Raw genomic sequence first — 16958 nt, 5'->3', positions numbered from 1 at the left:
GCGTCGTCAGGCCAGCGGGCCGGTGACCTTCTCGACCGCCTCGACGAGCTTTCCTTCGCGTACGAAGGCGTCGGCGGCCTCCAAGTCGGGGGCGAGGAAACGATCCGGCCCGGGGCCCTGGACACCGATCGCGCGCAGCGCCTCGATGGCGGCGCGGGAGGCGGGCGCCGGGGTGAGCCCGTCGCGCAGCTCGATGGCGCGGGTCGCGGCGTACAGCTCGACGGCGATGATCCGGCCCAGGTTGCCGACGGCGGTGCGCAGCTTGCGGGCGGCGGACCAGCCCATGGAGACGTGGTCCTCCTGCATGGCGGAGGACGGAATGGAATCCGCGGAAGCGGGCACGGCCAGCCGCTTCAGCTCGCTCACCAGGGCGGCCTGTGTGTACTGGGCGATCATCAGCCCCGAGTCGACGCCCGCGTCGTCGGCCAGGAACGGCGGCAGCCCATGGCTGCGGTTCTTGTCCAGCAGCCGGTCGGTGCGCCGCTCGGCGATGGAGCCGAGGTCGGCGGCGGCGATGGCGAGGAAGTCCAGGACGTAGGCGACGGGCGCGCCGTGGAAGTTGCCGTTGGACTCGACGCGGCCGTCGGGCAGGACGACCGGGTTGTCGACGGCGGAGGCGAGCTCCCGCTCGGCGACGAGCCGGGCGTGGGCCATGGTGTCGCGGCCGGCCCCGGCGACCTGCGGGGCGCAGCGCACCGAGTAGGCGTCCTGGACGCGGGGAGCCTCGTCCTGCTGGAAGTGGCCGGTGAGGCCGGAGCCCTTGAGGACGGCGAGCATGTTCGCGGCGGCGGCGCCCTGGCCGGGGTGCGGGCGGATGGCGTGCAGCTCGGGCGCGAGGACCTTCTCCGTACCCAGGAGCGCTTCCAGCGACAGGGCGGCGGTGATGTCGGCGGACTTGTAGAGCTTGTCGAGGTCGTCCAAGGCCATGATCAGCATGCCGAGCATGCCGTCGGTGCCGTTGAGGAGGGCGAGGCCCTCCTTCTCGCGGAGCTCGACGGGCTCGATGCCGTGCTCGGCGAGGAGCTCTCCGGCGGGGCGGACGCGGCCGTCGGGGCCTTCGGCGTCGCCCTCGCCCATCAGGGTGAGCGCGCAGTGGCTGAGCGGGGCGAGGTCGCCGGAGCAGCCGAGGGAGCCGTACTCGTGGACGACGGGGGTGATGCCCGCATTGAGCAGGTCCGCCATGGTCTGCGCCACCTGGGGCCGGACCCCGGCGTGCCCGGAGCAGACGGTCTTGAGCCGCAGGAACATCAGCGCCCGCACGACCTCGCGCTCGACGGGCGCGCCCATGCCGGCGGCGTGCGAGCGGACGATGTTGCGCTGGAGCTGGGCGCGCAGCTCGGGGCTGATGTGCCGGGTGGCGAGCGCGCCGAATCCGGTCGACACGCCGTAGACGGGCTCGGGCTTGGCGGCGAGGGCGTCGACGATCTCGCGGGCCTTGGCGAGCGCGGTGAGCGCCTCCGGGGAGAGCTCGACACGGGCGTTGCCGCGGGCCACGGCGATGACGTCCTGGGCGGTGGCGCCGGACGTCCCCACCACGACTGTGTGCATATCCATATTCAGCAGCGTACGGACTGAATCCCAACGTGTCACTACCCCGCCTCCCCAGCGCCCCTTACGACCACCGACCGGGGCCGCGCCCCCTCCCCCACCGCCCGCAGACGGCCACCGGCCGGGGTGGGGCCGTGCAGGGTCGTCCCCGCAGAGGTCGGCGGCGCCGTAACGGCTCCCTTTCTCGTGCCCGAGGCCGCCGGCCTTGAGGAGACGAGCCCGGAGGGGCCACGCCCCCCACCCCCCGGCAGGCCACCGACCCGCACGGCACCGGAGCGAACCGGGAACGGGCACCGCCCCGGGAGGAACCGCCGCAAAGGCACCGCCCCGTCCCGTTGTGCCCACCCGTTCCGCCCTGCGGAACGACTGCCCACAACGGGGGGAGGCGGGCCTCGGCGGGGGCCATTGCCCACAACGGGGAGGGAAGGCGGGCCCCGGCGGGGGCGACTGGCCACAGGGGCGCCGGCGGCGAACGGCTCCGCGCCGGAGGGGGCTCTACGGGGCGGGCCGGTCCGGCTCGGCGCCCGGCTCCGTGCCGACGGCCGGCTCCGGCGCAGGGGCCGCAGCAGCCCCTGGCACCGCAGAAGCCCCGGGCACCGCAGGCGCCGCAGTCGCCCCCGGCGCCGCAGAAGCCCCGGGCGCCGCAGGGGCCGCAGAAGCCCCGGGCGCCGCAGGGGCCGCAGGCGCATCCCGCACCGCAGACGCACCCGGCTCCGCGGGGGCGTCGCGGAAGGTGCGGCGGTCGCGGGCGGCCGCCGGGGGGTGGTCCGCCAGGGCGATGACCGTGCCGTCCCGCCCCGCCACCACCGGCTTGAGCGACCGCGCCGCCTTGGCCCGGTACTGCGCCGCGTCCGCCAGCCGGAACAGCCGCCGTGCCGACTGCACCGGTCCGATCGGGTCACCGGTCGACGCCACCCCGCACGCCACGCCCTCCCCCAGCTCCAGCTCACCGGCCCGTACGCACAGCTCGTCCGCCGCCCGCACCACCTCGTCCGCCTCCGGCCCCACCGACACCAGGCAGAACTCGTCACCGCCCAGCCGCGCCGCCAGCGCGCCCGGCAGCATCGCCCCGCAGTACGACAGCACCGAGCCGAACCGCTCCAGCAGCCGGTCCCCCACCGCGTGCCCGTGCGTGTCGTTGACGCGCTTGAGGCCGTTCAGGTCGCACACCACGAGCGAGACCACCGTCCCGTCCGCCAGGAAGCGCTCGACCGCCTCGTCCAGCCGCATGTCCACCGCCCGCCGGTTGGCGAGCCCGGTCAGCGGGTCGGTGAAGGCCAGCCTGCGGACCTCCTCCAGGCGCTCGGTCTGCGCGATCCCCGCCGCGACGACCGACGCGAGGACGGTCGCGAAGTCCGCGTCGCGGCGGTCGAAGACCGGCGCCCCGGCCGGCCGCGCCACGTACAGCTCGCCCCACGCCCGCCCGTGCATCACTATCGGCGCGACGACACAGCAGCCACGACCGCGCCGCCGCAGGGCGGCCACCCTCTGGTGGCAGTAACCGGGCTCCCCCGCCTCCGGGCCGTCCGCCGTCTCCACCCAGGCGTTCGGCTCCCCGCCTCCGGCCCACCGCTCGTGCAGGAACTCGGTGATCTCGGAGAACTGGTGGACCGGGTACGTCTCGGAGTCCGGGAACTCCTCCTCGTCCGGCGCCCGCTCGCCCGCGTTGACGAGCACCTTGAGCCGGCCGAGGTCCCGCTCCCACATCGAGAGCGCGGCGAACGTCCCGCGGAGCGCGTCGCGCGCGCCCAGCGCGGCCGCCCGCCAGGTCTCGCGCGGAGTGTGCGCCGACGCCATGGCCTGCGCGAGCGCCACTACAGCGCGGAGCCGGACATCCTCACCCATTCCTCAAGCTTAGGGAGGATGCACGACCTTTCACTCCCCGACCTTTCACCGCCCGACCTTTCACCGCCCGACCTTTCACTGCCCGGGCCACTCGGGCTTCCGCTTCTCGTTGAACGCCGCCACACCCTCGGCCCGGTCGCCCGAGAAGGCCACCGACCGCCACGCCGCGTCTTCGACCTCCAGGCCCGCCCGCAGGTCCAGCCCGTACCCCAGCCGCATGGCCCGCTTGGCGGCCCGCAGCCCGACCGGCGAGTTCCCGGCGATCCGGGCGGCCAGCTCCAGCGCACCCTCCCGGGCGTCGTCCACCAGCTGGTCCACCAGCCCCAGCGACACCGCCTCCGCCGCCGCCACGCGCCGCGCCGTGAACACCAGCTCCGCCGCCCGCGCGGCCCCCACCCGGCGCGGCAGCAGCTGCGTACCGCCACCGCCCGGGATCACGCCCACCGACACCTCGGGCAGCCCGACGACCGCCGTCGCGTCGGCCACGATCAGGTCGCAGGCGAGCGCCAGCTCGAACCCGCCGCCCAGCGCGAAGCCGTGCACGGCGGCGACCGTCGGCATCGGCAGCTCCAGCACGCCGGTGTACGCGCCGCGCGCGACCGGGCGCTGGCGCACCAGCTCGGCGTCGCTGAGCGAGTTGCGCTCCTTGAGGTCGGCGCCCACGCAGAACGCCCGCTCGCTGGAGGAGGTCAGCACGGTCACCCGTACCGAAGGATCGGCGCCGAGCGCCTCGCACGCGGCGCCGATGCAGCGGGCCATCTCCGTGGAGACGGCGTTCATGGCCTTGGGCCGGTCGAGGACCAGTTCCGCCACGTGCTCATGACGGCGTACGGCGACGAATTCTCCGAAGCGCTGCTCGGACATAAGGCGAGACCCTCCCGGTTAACGAGCGTTAGCGACCGCTATCCGGGGATCTTAGGCTCCCGCCGCGTCAGCAGCCAGGGCTCGATCACCCCGAGCCCCCGCACCGGCCGCTGCCACATCGGCTGGAGCGCGAAGCGGTACGAGGGCGGCGCCTCGCCCTCCTTCTCCGCGCGCGCCACCTCCTCCGCGACCTGCGCCTCCGACACCGGCGCCTCGCCCGTGCGCGACAGTTCCTCCGCGAGCGCCCCGTCGACCAGGACCGCGTCCTTGGGCGCTATCGAGGTGAGCCGGCTCGCCAGGTTCACCGTCGTACCGAAGACGTCGCCCATCCGGGTCGTGACCGTGCCGAAGGCGATGCCGACGCGCAGTGCGGGCATCGTCTCGTCGTGGCCGAGCGTCTCGATGAGCCGTAGCGCGATCTCGGCGGCCGTACCGGCGTCGTCGGCCGCGTACAGCACTTCGTCACCGAGCGTCTTGATCAGCCGACCGCCGTGCGCGGCGACCAGGTCGGCCGAGGTGGTCTCGAAGGCCTCGACCAGCTCGCCCAGCTCCTCCTCCTCCAGGCGCCGGGTGAGCCGGGTGAAGCCGACGAGGTCCGCGAAGCCGACCGCGAGGCGCCGGTCCACCATCTCCTCGTCGTCGGCGGCCTGCACGACCCGCCCGGTCGCCGCCGCGAGCTGCCGCCGCCACACGTACACCAGGAATTCCTGGAGCTCCGGCAGCAACAGCTCCACCAGGGGATACGTCACTTCCGTACGCGTCATCCCGGGTTCGGGCGGCTCGGTGAGGCCCTCCAGGAAGGAGTCGATCTGCCATTCGGCCAGCCGGGCGGTGGTCTGGCCGGTGGACCGGGCCACCTGCACCGCCATCGGCTCGCTCAGCAGGCCCGCCTCGACCAGACCGGCCAGCCGCCGCAGCGCCAGCACGTCCGCCTCCGTCAGCGCCTTGGCCTGGCCGATGTCGGCGAAGCCCATGGCCCGCCAGAACCGGGAGGCCAGGTCCATGGAGACACCGGCGGTGCGGGCCGCCTGGAAGGGGGTGTAGCGGCGCTCGGCACCGAGGATCAGCTGCTCCAGGCGGATGGCCAGGGGGTCGTCGGTCGGCTCCGCCGTGTGGTCGACGACATGGTGGGGGGTGGGGTACTCCGCCCCGCTGGGCGTTCCGCTCGGCGTCCCGCCGGACTGCGCCCCGCTGGGCTCCGCCCCCCTCGGCCCGGACCCGGACCCGCCCGAGTTCGCGTCGTCGACGGTCACCGGCCGCCTCCTGCCCGTTCCCTGCGCACTGTCCTGCCGATCTGTAGCTGGATCGTCGTCAACGATACGGCAGGTGTGCCCTGGCTCACGTCCGGGCGGCCCAGCGCGTTAGTCCACCGGGCGCAGATGCACGACGTCACCCGCTCCCACGGCCTCCCGCTCTCCGCCGGGCGGCGCCACCACCAGCCGCCCGTCGCCGTCGATGGCGACCGCCTCGCCCGTGAGGGTGCGGTCGCCGGGCAGCTCGGCGCGGACGGTACGGCCGAGGGTGGCGCAGCCCGCCGTGTACGCCTCCGCCAGTCCGCACGCCGCCGGGTCGCCGCCGGCCGCCGTCCACCGGCCGTACCACTGCTCCAGCGAGCGGAGCACGGCGCGCAGCAGCGTGTCGCGGTCGGTGGAGATCGCGTTCGCGAGGAGGAGGGAGCCGGCCGTGGGGACGGGCAGCTCCTCCTTGCGGAGGGTGACGTTGAGGCCGAGTCCGACGACGATGCCGTCGTCCCCGGCCCGCTCGGCGAGGATGCCGCCGGCCTTCCGCTCCTCCTTGCCGGCCTCGCCCTCCACCTTCACCATCAGGTCGTTGGGCCACTTCAGCGCCATGTCGACACCGGCGGCGCGGGTCAGCCCGGTGGCGGCGGCGACGCCGGTGAGCAGCGGCAGCCAGGCGAGGCGGGCGACGGGGACGTCCGGCTTGAGCAGCACGGAGAAGAACAGGCCGGAGCGCGCGGGCGCGGACCAGGTGCGGTCCAGCCGGCCGCGCCCGGCCGTCTGCTCCTCGGCGAGGAGGATCGCGCCCTCGGGGAGCGTGGCGGCGCGGGCGGCCAGGTCGGAGTTGGTGGAGCCGGTGGCGGGCACGATGTCGAGGGAGGTCCACCGGCCGCCGGGCCGGAGGAGGGCGCGGCGCAGGGAAGCGGCGTTCAGGGGCGGTCGTTCGAGGTCCGACCACGGGCTTCCTGGACCATATGAGGGCGTCATGCAAGCCAGCGTAGGTGTGGTAAACACCGCACTGCCGAAGGCCATGCCCGCCGATACGCTACGGGTCAGTAGCCAACGATCCCGTGACCATGCAGGGAGCCGCATCCCGATGTCCGAGCCGGTCAAGCCCCAAGAGCCCCAGAAGATCGACATCCATACGACCGCGGGCAAACTCGCGGATCTGCAGCGCCGTATCGACGAGGCGACGCACGCGGGCTCCGAGCGCGCCGTCGAGAAGCAGCACGCCAAGGGCAAGTTGACGGCCCGGGAGCGCATCGCCCTCCTGCTGGACGAGGGTTCCTTCGTCGAGCTGGACGAGTTCGCCCGGCACCGCTCCACCAGCTTCGGCCTGGAGAAGAACCGCCCGTACGGAGACGGTGTCGTCACCGGGTACGGAACGGTCGACGGCCGCCCGGTGGCGGTGTTCTCACAGGACTTCACCGTGTTCGGCGGCGCCCTGGGCGAGGTCTTCGGGCAGAAGATCATCAAGGTGATGGACTTCGCCCTGAAGACCGGCTGCCCGGTCATCGGCATCAACGACTCCGGTGGCGCGCGTATCCAGGAGGGCGTCATGGCCCTCGGCATGTACGGCGAGATCTTCCGCCGCAACACCCATGCCTCGGGCGTGATTCCGCAGATCAGCCTGGTCGTCGGCCCGTGTGCCGGAGGTGCCGTCTACTCCCCCGCCATCACCGACTTCACGGTCATGGTCGACCAGACCTCGCACATGTTCATCACCGGCCCCGACGTCATCAAGACGGTGACGGGCGAGGACGTGGGCTTCGAGGAGCTGGGCGGCGCCCGGACGCACAACACCACCTCCGGGGTGGCGCATCACATGGCGGGGGACGAGAAGGACGCCATCGAGTACGTCAAGTCCCTTCTGTCGTACCTGCCGTCGAACAACCTCTCCGAGGCGCCCGCCTTCCCGGAGGAGGCGGATCTGGAGCCGAGCGACGAGGACCGCGAGCTGGACGTCCTCATCCCGGACTCGGCGAACCAGCCGTACGACATGCACACCGTCATCGAGCATGTGCTGGACGACGGTGAATTCCTGGAGACGCAGGGGATGTTCGCGCCGAACATCATCACGGGCTTCGGGCGGGTCGAGGGCTACCCGGTCGGCATCGTCGCCAACCAGCCGATGCAGTTCGCGGGCTGCCTGGACATCAACGCCTCCGAGAAGGCCGCCCGGTTCGTCCGTACCTGCGACGCGTTCAACATCCCGGTGCTGACCTTCGTCGACGTGCCGGGCTTCCTGCCGGGCGTCGGCCAGGAGCACGAGGGCATCATCCGGCGCGGCGCCAAGCTGATCTACGCGTACGCCGAGGCGACCGTCCCGCTGATCACGGTGATCACGCGCAAGGCGTTCGGCGGCGCGTACGACGTCATGGGCTCCAAGCACCTGGGCGCCGACCTGAACCTGGCGTGGCCGACCGCGCAGATCGCGGTGATGGGCGCGCAGGGCGCGGTGAACATCCTGCACCGCCGCACCATCGCGGAGGCCGACGACGTCGAGGCGACACGGGCGCGGCTGATCCAGGAGTACGAGGACGCCCTGCTCAACCCGTACACGGCGGCCGAGCGCGGCTACATCGACGCGGTGGTCATGCCGTCGGAGACGCGGACGCAGATCGTGAAGGGCCTGCGTCAGCTGCGGACGAAGCGGGAAAACCTTCCTCCGAAGAAGCACGGCAACATCCCCCTCTAAGGAGCCACCCATGATCAAGGTTCTGCGGGGCAACCCGACCCCGGAGGAGCTGGCCGCCGCACTGGCGGTGGTCCAGGCGCGCGCCGCCGCGACCGCGTCGGCGGCCTCCGGCGGCGCGGAGCGCGTCCCCGAGGGCTGGTCGGACCCGGCGAGGATCGCCCATACGCGCCGCCCGCAGCCGGGCCCGCGGTCGTGGACGCGCTCCTACTGGCCGCTCTAGCCGTCACAGCAGGGCAGCGACGGCCTCCGCCATGACGCGGTATCCCGCGTCGTTCGGGTGGAGGCCGTCCTCGTACGCGTACGCGGGGTGCAGGCGGTCCGGGTCGGCGGGGTCGGCCATGAGCCGGTGGAAGTCGGTGACCGCGTCGAACTCGCCGGACTCGCGCATCCAGTCGTTGACCTCGGCGCTGACCTTCGCGGCGCGCGGGCCCCAGTGGGTGGTGCCCTTGAAGGGCAGGATGGTCGCGCCGACGATCCGCACGCCACGCGCGCGTGGGGCGCGTATCAGGGTGCGGTAGCCGTCGACCAGTTCGGTGGCCGACACGGCCGGGGCGGGCTTGTACGTGGGCTGGTCCCGGGCCTCGCTGAAGCCGATGTCGTTGAGCCCCTGGAGGAGGACGACCGTTCCTGCGCCGGGCAGGTCGAGGGCGTCGCGGTGGAAGCGGGCGGAGGACCGCTCTCCGTACCAGGCCGAGTCGTTGAGCAGCAGGTTGCCGCCGATGCCGGCGTTCAGTACGGGGCGGTCGGTGCGCTCGGCGAGGGCGTCCGACCAGCGGCGGTCGGCGTTCGGGGTGGAGCCGAAGCCATCGGTGAGGGAGTCTCCCATTTGGAATCCATGCCCGGCACCGTCCGCCCCGGCGGCCGCACCGCCAAGGTCCGCGCCGCCGTCCTCCAGGCCACCCAGGAGGCATTGGCCGCGGAGGGCTTCCACGCCCTGAACATGGACCGGATCGCCGCCGGCGCAGGCGTCGGCAAGACCACCGTCTACCGGCGCTGGGGCTCCCCCGTCGGCCTGATCGCCGACCTGCTCCGCGACATGGCCGAGCGGTCCGTCCCGGCCTCGGACACCGGCTCGCTCGCAGGCGACCTGCGCGACAACGCCACCCTCGTCGCCAAGACCCTCACCGACCCGCGCATGGGCCCCGTCTTCCGGGCGGTCATCGCGGCGGCGGCCTGCGACGAGGAGTGCGCCACCGCCCTGCACGGCTTCTACGCGGCCCGCCTCGGCGAATGGGCCACCGTCGTGGAGCGGGCCGTCGCCCGCGGCGAGGCCCCGCCCGGCACCGACCCGGTCGAGGCCCTGCGCGCCGTCTCCGCCCCGCTGTACTACCGCTTCGCGGTCAGCCACGAGCCGCTCACCGCCGCGGACGAGGAACGGGCGGTGGCGGCGGCCCTCGCCGCGATCCGTGCGGGGGTGTTCACCACCCGTTGACCAGCCCTTGATTAGTCCGTAAGCACCGTGGCGCCTGAGTACGCATACTCAGGCGCCGGGCGGACCTCGCCAGCAGGATCGAAGGATGCTGTGGTCCGACCCCGAGAACGAACCGCCCGAAGAGATGCGCGACATGCAGGCGATGCTGCGCCGCGCGGGGATTCTGCTGGCGCTGGCGATGCTGCTGGCGATGTTCGTGGTGGGCCTGCACTGACACCGGCACCGAGCCGTCACCGGTGGGCGTTTTCCGTACGATGGCGCCCATGACTGCTGCTCAGCGCCGCCGCCTCGTCCTGGCCTCCGCGTCCCCCGCCCGCCTCGGTCTGCTGCGCCAGGCCGGGCTCACCCCCGAGGTGATCGTCAGCGGGATCGACGAGGACAAGTTCACCGCCCCGACCCCGGCCGAACTGGCGCTCGCCCTCGCCGAGGCCAAGGCCGCCCACGTGGCCGCCAAGCCCGAGGCGAGCGGCGCGCTGGTGATCGGCTGCGACTCGGTGCTGGAGCTGGACAAGCAGGCGCTGGGCAAGCCCGCCGACCCCGAGGAGGCCACCGCCCGCTGGAAGGCCATGCGCGGCCGCGCCGGCATCCTCCAGACCGGCCACTGCGTCTACGACACGACCGCCAAGCGGTACGCCTCCGCGACCGCCTCCACCCTGGTCCGCTTCGGCGACCCGACGGACGAGGAGATCGCGGCGTACGTCGCCAGCGGCGAACCCCTCCACGTGGCGGGCGCGTTCACCCTCGACGGCCGCTCGGCGCCCTTCATCGACGGCATCGACGGCGACCCGGGCAATGTGATCGGCCTGTCCCTGCCGCTGCTGCGCCGCCTGCTGGCCGAGCTGGGCATCGCGATCACCGACCTGTGGGACTGACCCTCCCCCGCGTCACGCCGCCGCCACGCCGCCCTCCACGGGCGGCGCCGGCGGCTCCTCGCCCTCCGGCGCGTACAGCGTCAGCGAGGCCACGATCAGGCCCAGCACGACCGTCATGTACGCGAACGCCGCCCACCCCACCAGGCCCACCGTCACCGCGCCCAGCACCCCGTGCGTGATCGCGCAGGCGATGAGCACGATCCGCGCGGCCCGCCCCAGGGCGCGGTCCCGTACGCCCAGCCGCACCAGCAGCGCCCCGCACAGGGCCACGTACGCCCCGAAGACACCACCCATGACCCAGATCGCGGTGACCATCAGGTCCGGGTCGAGGCCGTCCAGCGACATCCGCTGGCCGCCCATGACCTTGGCGAGCACCATGTGCAACAGCACCAGGCCCACCGCCTCCAAGACCAGCACGATCCCGGCCGTCAGCGCTATCGGTCTGCGGGCCACCATGGGTACTCCCCTGCCAGTACGGACGACAGCGCGCAGGCTACTGACTGGTAAACGTACGAACAAGGGTTCTGGCCGCCTGGCAAAGAATGATTCGCCCATTCGTAGGGACTCCACAAAGAAACGGGATGCCCCGCTGGCCGGGAAGACAGAGACCTTGACCACACCTCAGGGTTACTGTTCCGTTCAGAAGCCCTGCGTAACGTGGTGCGACAAGGGATTTCACGACTCCACCGCGGCTCGAATCACGCTCCGTGTGGGCAAGCTCACCATGGGGGACGGGTCGAAAGGCCGTGTCGGCTGTCCCTAAACTCAGCTTGTTTCAAGGAGGGAGCCATCGTGCGCAAGGTGCTCATCGCCAACCGTGGCGAAATCGCTGTCCGTGTCGCCCGTGCCTGCCGGGACGCCGGGATCGCGAGCGTAGCCGTCTACGCCGATCCGGACCGGGACGCCCTGCACGTCCGTGCGGCCGACGAGGCGTTCGCCCTGGGCGGTGACACCCCGGCCGCCAGCTATCTGGACATCGCCAAGGTGCTCCAGGCCGCGGCCGATTCCGGCGCGGACGCCATCCATCCTGGGTACGGATTCCTCTCCGAGAACGCGGAGTTCGCCCAGGCCGTCATCGACGCGGGCCTGACCTGGATCGGCCCGCCGCCGCAGGCCATCCGGGACCTGGGCGACAAGGTCGCCGCCCGTCACATCGCCCAGCGCGCCGGCGCGCCGCTGGTCGCGGGCACGCCCGACCCGGTGTCCGGCGCGGACGAGGTCGTCGCCTTCGCCGAGGAGCACGGCCTGCCGATCGCCATCAAGGCGGCCTTCGGCGGTGGCGGACGCGGCCTGAAGGTCGCCCGCACCCTCGAAGAGGTGCCGGAGCTGTACGACTCCGCCGTCCGCGAGGCCGTCGCCGCCTTCGGCCGCGGCGAGTGCTTCGTGGAGCGGTACCTGGACAAGCCCCGGCACGTGGAGACGCAGTGCCTGGCGGACAAGCACGGCAACGTCGTGGTGGTGTCGACGCGTGACTGCTCGCTCCAGCGCCGCCACCAGAAGCTGGTGGAGGAGGCCCCGGCGCCGTTCCTGTCGGCGGAGCAGAACGCCGAGCTGTACCGGGCGTCCAAGGCCATCCTGAAGGAGGCCGGCTACGAGGGTGCCGGCACCGTGGAGTTCCTCGTCGGCCAGGACGGCACGATCTCCTTCCTGGAGGTCAACACCCGTCTCCAGGTCGAGCACCCGGTCACCGAGGAGGTCACCGGTATCGACCTCGTACGCGAGATGTTCCGCATCGCCGACGGCGAGGAGCTCGGGTACGACGACCCCGCCGTACGCGGCCACTCCTTCGAGTTCCGCATCAACGGCGAGGACCCGGGCCGTAACTTCCTCCCGGCGCCCGGCACGGTGACCACCTTCGCCCCGCCGAGCGGGCCCGGTGTCCGCCTGGACGCGGGTGTGGAGTCCGGCAGCGTCATCGGCCCCGCCTGGGACTCCCTGCTGGCGAAGCTGATCGTCACGGGCGCGACGCGTGAGCAGGCCCTCCAGCGGGCGGCCCGCGCACTCGCCGAGTTCCAGGTCGAGGGCATGGCCACCGCCATCCCCTTCCACCGCGCTGTGGTGGCCGACCCGGCGTTCACCTCGGACCCGTTCCGCATCCACACACGCTGGATCGAGACGGAGTTCGTCAACGAGATCAAGCCGTTCGCCGCCCCCGCCGCCACCGAGGCGGAGGAGGAGCCGGGCCGCGAGACCGTCGTCGTCGAGGTCGGCGGCAAGCGCCTGGAGGTCTCGCTGCCGTCCTCGCTGGGCATGAGCCTGGCCCGCACGGGTCTGGCCGCGGGCGCCAAGCCCAAGCGCCGCGCCGCCAAGAAGTCCGGCTCGGCCGCCTCGGGCGACACGCTCGCCTCCCCGATGCAGGGCACGATCGTCAAGGTCGCGGTCGAGGAGGGCCAGGAGGTCAAGGAGGGCGACCTCATCGTCGTACTCGAGGCGATGAAGATGGAGCAGCCCATCAACGCCCACCGCGCGGGCACGATCAAGGGTCTGTCGGCGGAGGTCGGCGCGTCGGTGACGTCCGGCGCCGCGATCTGCGAGATCAAGGACTGACACACCTCACCACAGGGGCCCGTCGGCACTGGCCGGCGGGCCCCTCGCCATGTGCGCGATGGCATGCTGGAGGGCAGAAGGGCGGGGTTGCGAGGGAGGACGGCGCGATGGCGACGAGTACGGCGGCGAGCGGAACGGCGGCGGACGGGGCGCCGGGCGCACCGCGGCCCATGCGCGCCGACGCACGCCGCAACTACGAGCGACTGCTGAGCGAGGCCCGGGCCGCCTTCGCGGAGCACGGCACCGACGCGTCGCTGGAGGACATCGCGCGCCGCGCGGGGGTCGGGATCGGCACGCTGTACCGGCACTTCCCGAACCGGCACGCGCTGATGAACGCCGTCTTCCAGGAGGCGCTCCACACCCTGCTGGAACGGTCCCACGACCTGGCCGCCTCGGAGAAGCCGTGCACGGCTCTGGTGGAGTGGCTGCGCGCCATCGTCACCCACGCGGGTGAGTACCGGGGCCTGGCCCGCGCGCTCATGTCGGCGTCGCACGACACGAGTTCGGCTCTGTCACAGTGCAGCACGCCCATGCGCGCGGCCGGCGAGCGCCTGCTGGTCCGCGCCCAGGAGGCGGGCGCGGTACGGGCGGACGTGTCGATCGGCGACCTGATGCAGCTCACCAACGCGATCGCCCTGGCGGCCGAGCAGTCCCCGGACGACCCGGAGCTGGCCGACCGGCTGCTGATGCTGACACTGCGCGGCCTGAAGGCCTGACGACCACGCGGCCCGGACCGTAACGGGCTCAAGGTGCCCATAGCCCGTCCTGCGAGGCGGTCGCCCGGCACCGGGGCGTGGCGCCCTGCCTCGGACACCCGGCGCCTGGCTTCGGAGGCCGGTCGCCCATGCTGACCGTGGTGGGGCGGCCCGGACCCGGCCGCGCACCGCCGTCAGCACCGGCCTCGTGGGCCGCTCCGGCGCCTGCGGCGTCCAGCTTCGAGGCGTGCTGCCCGGCCCCGAGCCGTCGCCCTCCCTCGAAACCCGTCGCCCGACATCGAGGCATGGCGCGCCCAGCCAACGGACGGGTGCCCTCGTCTCGGGTGGGCCGCACCCGGAGGTCGGCCGGAACTCCGGCCTCGCGCCCCGTGGCCCCGCACGGGGGCGGACGCCAGCCAACGGACGGGTGCACAGGTCTCGGGTGGCCTCGCCCGGCTGCGGGCGGGGCGCCGGTCTCGCCGCGTGGCCCCCGGAGTCGACGCCCGGCTTGAGGAGGGGCGCCCGGCGGCTGGGCGACTCCCGGCACGGGCGCGCTCGCCCGCGGGGCAGCGAGGCGCTGAAGGGGCGCGCTCAGCGGCGGCGGAGGTCGGCCACCCGCGCGCTGCGCTCCGGGGGCTGGCCGTCCGCCGAGAGGGACGCGCTGCGCAGTTGGGGGCCGCCCGGGTGGCGTCCGCGCTGGCCCGGCAGGGGAACGTCCCGGCGGGCCTGCCGGCCCGGTGGCGGGGCGCCCTCCGCGCCGGACGCGCCGGACGCGCCGGGCGCCGGGCCGGCCACGGTGACCTGGACGCCCTGGTCCGCCAGCGCCTGGAGCTCGGTGCCCGCCCGGTCGTCGTGGACGGGCGGCTCGTCGGTGACCAGCCGGGTGATCACGTCCGTCGGCACGGTCTGGAACATCGTGTCCGTACCGAGCTTGGTGTGGTCGGCCAGCACGACCACCTCCGCCGCCGCCTGGACCAGCGCCCGGTCGACGCTCGCCGACAGCATGTTGGACGTGGACAGGCCCCGCTCGGCGGTGAGCCCGCTCCCGGACAGGAACGCCCGCGAGACTCTCAGCCCCTGGAGGGACTGCTCGGCCCCGCTGCCCACCAGCGCGTAGTTGGAGCCGCGCAGGGTGCCGCCGGTCATGACGACCTCCACCCGGTTGGCGTGGGCCAGCGCCTGCGCCACCAGCAGGGAGTTGGTGACGACGGTCAGCCCGGGTACGCGGGCGAGCCGGCGGGCCAGCTCCTGCGTGGTCGTCCCCGCGCCGACCACGATGGCCTCGCCCTCTTCGACGAGCCCGGCGGCCACGTCGGCGATGGCCGTCTTCTCGGCGGTCGCGAGATGGGATTTCTGCGGGAAGCCGGACTCTCGCGTAAAACCGCCCGGCAGCACCGCACCGCCGTGCCGGCGGTCGAGGAGTCCTTCTGCCTCCAGTGCCCGCACGTCACGCCGTACGGTCACTTCGGAGGTCTGGACGACGCGGGCGAGCTCCCGGAGCGATACCGCCCCGTTGGCGCGCACCATTTCAAGGATCAACTGACGACGTTCTGCAGCGAACACGAAACTGACAGTAACCCCAGTGACCGTTTCTTTGCAGCGGTATGCGCCTATTACGCGAAGTTGCGAACAGACGGGCCCGCCAAGTGGTATAGGCGGGCCCGTCCGGGAACGTTCCTTGACCGATCGATGTCCCGACTTGCCGGGGGTTGCCGGGTGTTGTCCCTCAGCCCTACGAAGCTACGCCTCGGCGCTGGTCTTCCGGGTGTGCAACTGTCGTGCCACCTCGGCGATCGAGCCCGACAGGGACGGGTACACGGTGAAGGCGTTTGCGATCTGTTCGACCGTCAGGTTGTTGTCGACGGCGATCGAGATCGGGTGGATCAACTCGGAGGCGCGCGGGGCGACCACGACGCCGCCCACCACGATCCCCGTTCCGGGCCGGCAGAAGATCTTGACGAAGCCGTCCCTGATGCCCTGCATCTTGGCGCGCGGGTTGCGCAGCAGCGGCAGCTTGACGACCTTGGCGTCGATCTTGCCGGCGTCGACGTCGGCCTGGGTGTAACCGACCGTGGCGATCTCGGGGTCGGTGAAGACGTTCGCGGAGACGGTCTTCAGGTTCAGCGGGTTCACCGTGTCGCCGAGGAAGTGGTACATGGCGATCCGGCCCTGCATGGCGGCGACCGACGCCAGCGCGAAGACGCCGGTGACGTCACCGGCCGCGTACACCCCGGGCGCCGAGGTGCGCGAGACCCGGTCGGTCCAGATGTGGCCGGAGTCCTTGAGCCGTACGCCGGCCTCCTCCAGCCCCATCCCGGCGGTGTTCGGGACGGCACCCACGGCCATCAGGCAGTGCGACCCGGAGATGACCCGGCCGTCCGCCAGCGTCACCTCGACCCGGTCCCCCACCCGCTTGGCGGAGGCGGCCCTGGAACGGGCCATGACGTTCATGCCACGGCGCCGGAAGACGTCCTCCAGGACGGCCGCCGCGTCCGGGTCCTCGCCGGGCAGCACGCGGTCGCGCGACGAGACCAGCGTGACGCGGGAGCCCAACGCCTGGTACGCGCCCGCGAATTCGGCACCCGTCACACCCGAGCCGACCACGATGAGCTCCTCGGGGAGCTCGTCCAGGTCGTACACCTGCGTCCAGTTGAGGATGCGCTCGCCGTCCGGCAGGGCGTCGGGGATCTCGCGCGGGTGGCCGCCGGTCGCGATCAGTACGGCGTCGGCGGTGAGCGTCTCCTCGCTGCCGTCGGCGGCGGTAACGATCACCTGGCGGGAGCCGTCCACCGCCTGGCGGCCGTCGAGCCGGCCCCGGCCGCGCAGCACGCGCGCGCCCGCACGCGTGACGGAGGCGGTGATGTCGTGCGACTGGGCGAGGGCGAGCCGCTTCACACGCCGGTTGACCTTGCCGAGGTCGACGCCGACGATCCGGGCGGCCTGCTCGATGTGCGGAGTGTCGTCCGCGACGATGATGCCGAGCTCCTCGTGGGAGGAGTCGAAGTTGGTCATCACCTCGGCCGTGGCGATGAGGGTCTTCGAGGGTACGCAGTCGGTCAGGACGGACGCTCCGCCGAGGCCGTCGGTGTCGACGACGGTCACCTCCGCGCCGAGCTGGGCGCCCACCAGGGCCGCCTCGTATCCGCCGGGTCCGCCACCGATGATCACGATCCGGGTCACTGGGGTTACGCCTCGCGCTCTCGTCACGGCAGGGATGCA

Annotated in this window: 14 protein-coding genes and 2 pseudogenes; 7 read left to right on the top strand and 9 right to left on the bottom strand. The window is 72.8% G+C overall.

What is annotated here, in order from left to right; translation table 11 throughout:
- Nucleotides 1-6 precede the first annotated feature (6 nt).
- The 5 genes and pseudogenes from hutH to BKD26_RS02940 form a co-directional block, all read right to left on the bottom strand.
- Nucleotides 7-1548: a histidine ammonia-lyase gene (gene hutH / locus BKD26_RS02965; protein ID WP_084895439.1), complete on the bottom strand. Its 1542-nt coding sequence runs from the start codon at nucleotides 1546-1548 to the stop codon at nucleotides 7-9.
- Between the two features lie 735 nt (nucleotides 1549-2283).
- Nucleotides 2284-3393: pseudogene (locus BKD26_RS02955) on the bottom strand (sensor domain-containing diguanylate cyclase); the annotation flags it as partial.
- Between the two features lie 75 nt (nucleotides 3394-3468).
- A complete protein-coding gene (locus BKD26_RS02950; RefSeq protein ID WP_084895436.1) occupies nucleotides 3469-4257 on the bottom strand; it encodes an enoyl-CoA hydratase-related protein in 789 nt (262 codons plus the stop codon).
- 38 nt (nucleotides 4258-4295) lie between these two features.
- Nucleotides 4296-5510 (bottom strand): adenylate/guanylate cyclase domain-containing protein, encoded by a 1215-nt coding sequence (locus BKD26_RS02945; RefSeq protein ID WP_084895434.1) that lies wholly within the window; start codon nucleotides 5508-5510, stop codon nucleotides 4296-4298.
- A gap of 108 nt (nucleotides 5511-5618) precedes the next feature.
- Nucleotides 5619-6482 (bottom strand): biotin--[acetyl-CoA-carboxylase] ligase, encoded by an 864-nt coding sequence (locus tag BKD26_RS02940; protein ID WP_084895432.1) that lies wholly within the window; start codon nucleotides 6480-6482, stop codon nucleotides 5619-5621.
- A gap of 109 nt (nucleotides 6483-6591) precedes the next feature.
- Here BKD26_RS02940 and BKD26_RS02935 point away from each other — a divergent pair, with 109 nt between their 5' ends.
- Together BKD26_RS02935 and BKD26_RS02930 are read left to right on the top strand one after the other, a co-directional pair.
- Nucleotides 6592-8193: an acyl-CoA carboxylase subunit beta gene (locus BKD26_RS02935; RefSeq protein ID WP_084895430.1), complete on the top strand. Its 1602-nt coding sequence runs from the start codon at nucleotides 6592-6594 to the stop codon at nucleotides 8191-8193.
- A gap of 10 nt (nucleotides 8194-8203) precedes the next feature.
- On the top strand, nucleotides 8204-8413 hold the full coding sequence (locus tag BKD26_RS02930) for an acyl-CoA carboxylase epsilon subunit (RefSeq protein WP_073753878.1): 210 nt from the start codon (nucleotides 8204-8206) through the stop codon (nucleotides 8411-8413).
- Between the two features lie 3 nt (nucleotides 8414-8416).
- On the opposite strand, the pseudogene BKD26_RS02925 reads toward BKD26_RS02930, so the two are convergent.
- Nucleotides 8417-9016: pseudogene (locus tag BKD26_RS02925) on the bottom strand (SGNH/GDSL hydrolase family protein); the annotation flags it as partial.
- Between the two features lie 12 nt (nucleotides 9017-9028).
- On the opposite strand from BKD26_RS02925, the gene BKD26_RS02920 reads away from it, so the two are divergent.
- From BKD26_RS02920 to BKD26_RS02915, 3 genes are all read left to right on the top strand, one after another.
- The gene (locus BKD26_RS02920) at nucleotides 9029-9625 is read left to right on the top strand and encodes a TetR/AcrR family transcriptional regulator (protein WP_084895428.1); all 597 of its coding nucleotides are present in this window, start codon (nucleotides 9029-9031) and stop codon (nucleotides 9623-9625) included.
- An 85-nt stretch (nucleotides 9626-9710) separates the two neighbouring features.
- A complete protein-coding gene (locus BKD26_RS41930; RefSeq protein ID WP_260604300.1) occupies nucleotides 9711-9839 on the top strand; it encodes a hypothetical protein in 129 nt (42 codons plus the stop codon).
- A gap of 49 nt (nucleotides 9840-9888) precedes the next feature.
- Entirely contained in the window at nucleotides 9889-10497 is a 609-nt protein-coding gene (locus BKD26_RS02915) for a nucleoside triphosphate pyrophosphatase (protein WP_084895426.1), read from the top strand.
- A 12-nt stretch (nucleotides 10498-10509) separates the two neighbouring features.
- Here the strand turns inward: BKD26_RS02915 and BKD26_RS02910 are convergent, their stop codons facing one another.
- Entirely contained in the window at nucleotides 10510-10953 is a 444-nt protein-coding gene (locus BKD26_RS02910; protein WP_084895425.1) for a hypothetical protein, read from the bottom strand.
- 336 nt (nucleotides 10954-11289) lie between these two features.
- Between BKD26_RS02910 and BKD26_RS02905 the strand changes: the two genes are divergently transcribed.
- Both BKD26_RS02905 and BKD26_RS02900 read left to right on the top strand, forming a co-directional pair.
- Nucleotides 11290-13044: a biotin carboxylase N-terminal domain-containing protein gene (locus BKD26_RS02905; protein ID WP_084895423.1), complete on the top strand. Its 1755-nt coding sequence runs from the start codon at nucleotides 11290-11292 to the stop codon at nucleotides 13042-13044.
- Between the two features lie 107 nt (nucleotides 13045-13151).
- Entirely contained in the window at nucleotides 13152-13760 is a 609-nt protein-coding gene (locus tag BKD26_RS02900; RefSeq protein ID WP_084895420.1) for a TetR/AcrR family transcriptional regulator, read from the top strand.
- Between the two features lie 570 nt (nucleotides 13761-14330).
- Here the strand turns inward: BKD26_RS02900 and BKD26_RS02895 are convergent.
- Nucleotides 14331-15302 carry a DeoR/GlpR family DNA-binding transcription regulator gene (locus BKD26_RS02895; protein WP_084895418.1) on the bottom strand — a complete coding sequence of 324 codons (972 nt, stop codon included), beginning with the start codon at nucleotides 15300-15302 and terminating at the stop codon, nucleotides 14331-14333.
- A 177-nt stretch (nucleotides 15303-15479) separates the two neighbouring features.
- Entirely contained in the window at nucleotides 15480-16919 is a 1440-nt protein-coding gene (locus tag BKD26_RS02890) for an NAD(P)H-quinone dehydrogenase (RefSeq protein WP_073753864.1), read from the bottom strand.
- Nucleotides 16920-16958 lie beyond the last annotated feature (39 nt).

This window comes from Streptomyces sp. CB03238 (assembly GCF_002099185.1).
Lineage (GTDB): Bacteria > Actinomycetota > Actinomycetes > Streptomycetales > Streptomycetaceae > Streptomyces.
The sequence above is the reverse complement of the archived record's forward strand: the minus strand, read 5'-3'. Positions and strand labels throughout refer to the sequence as shown.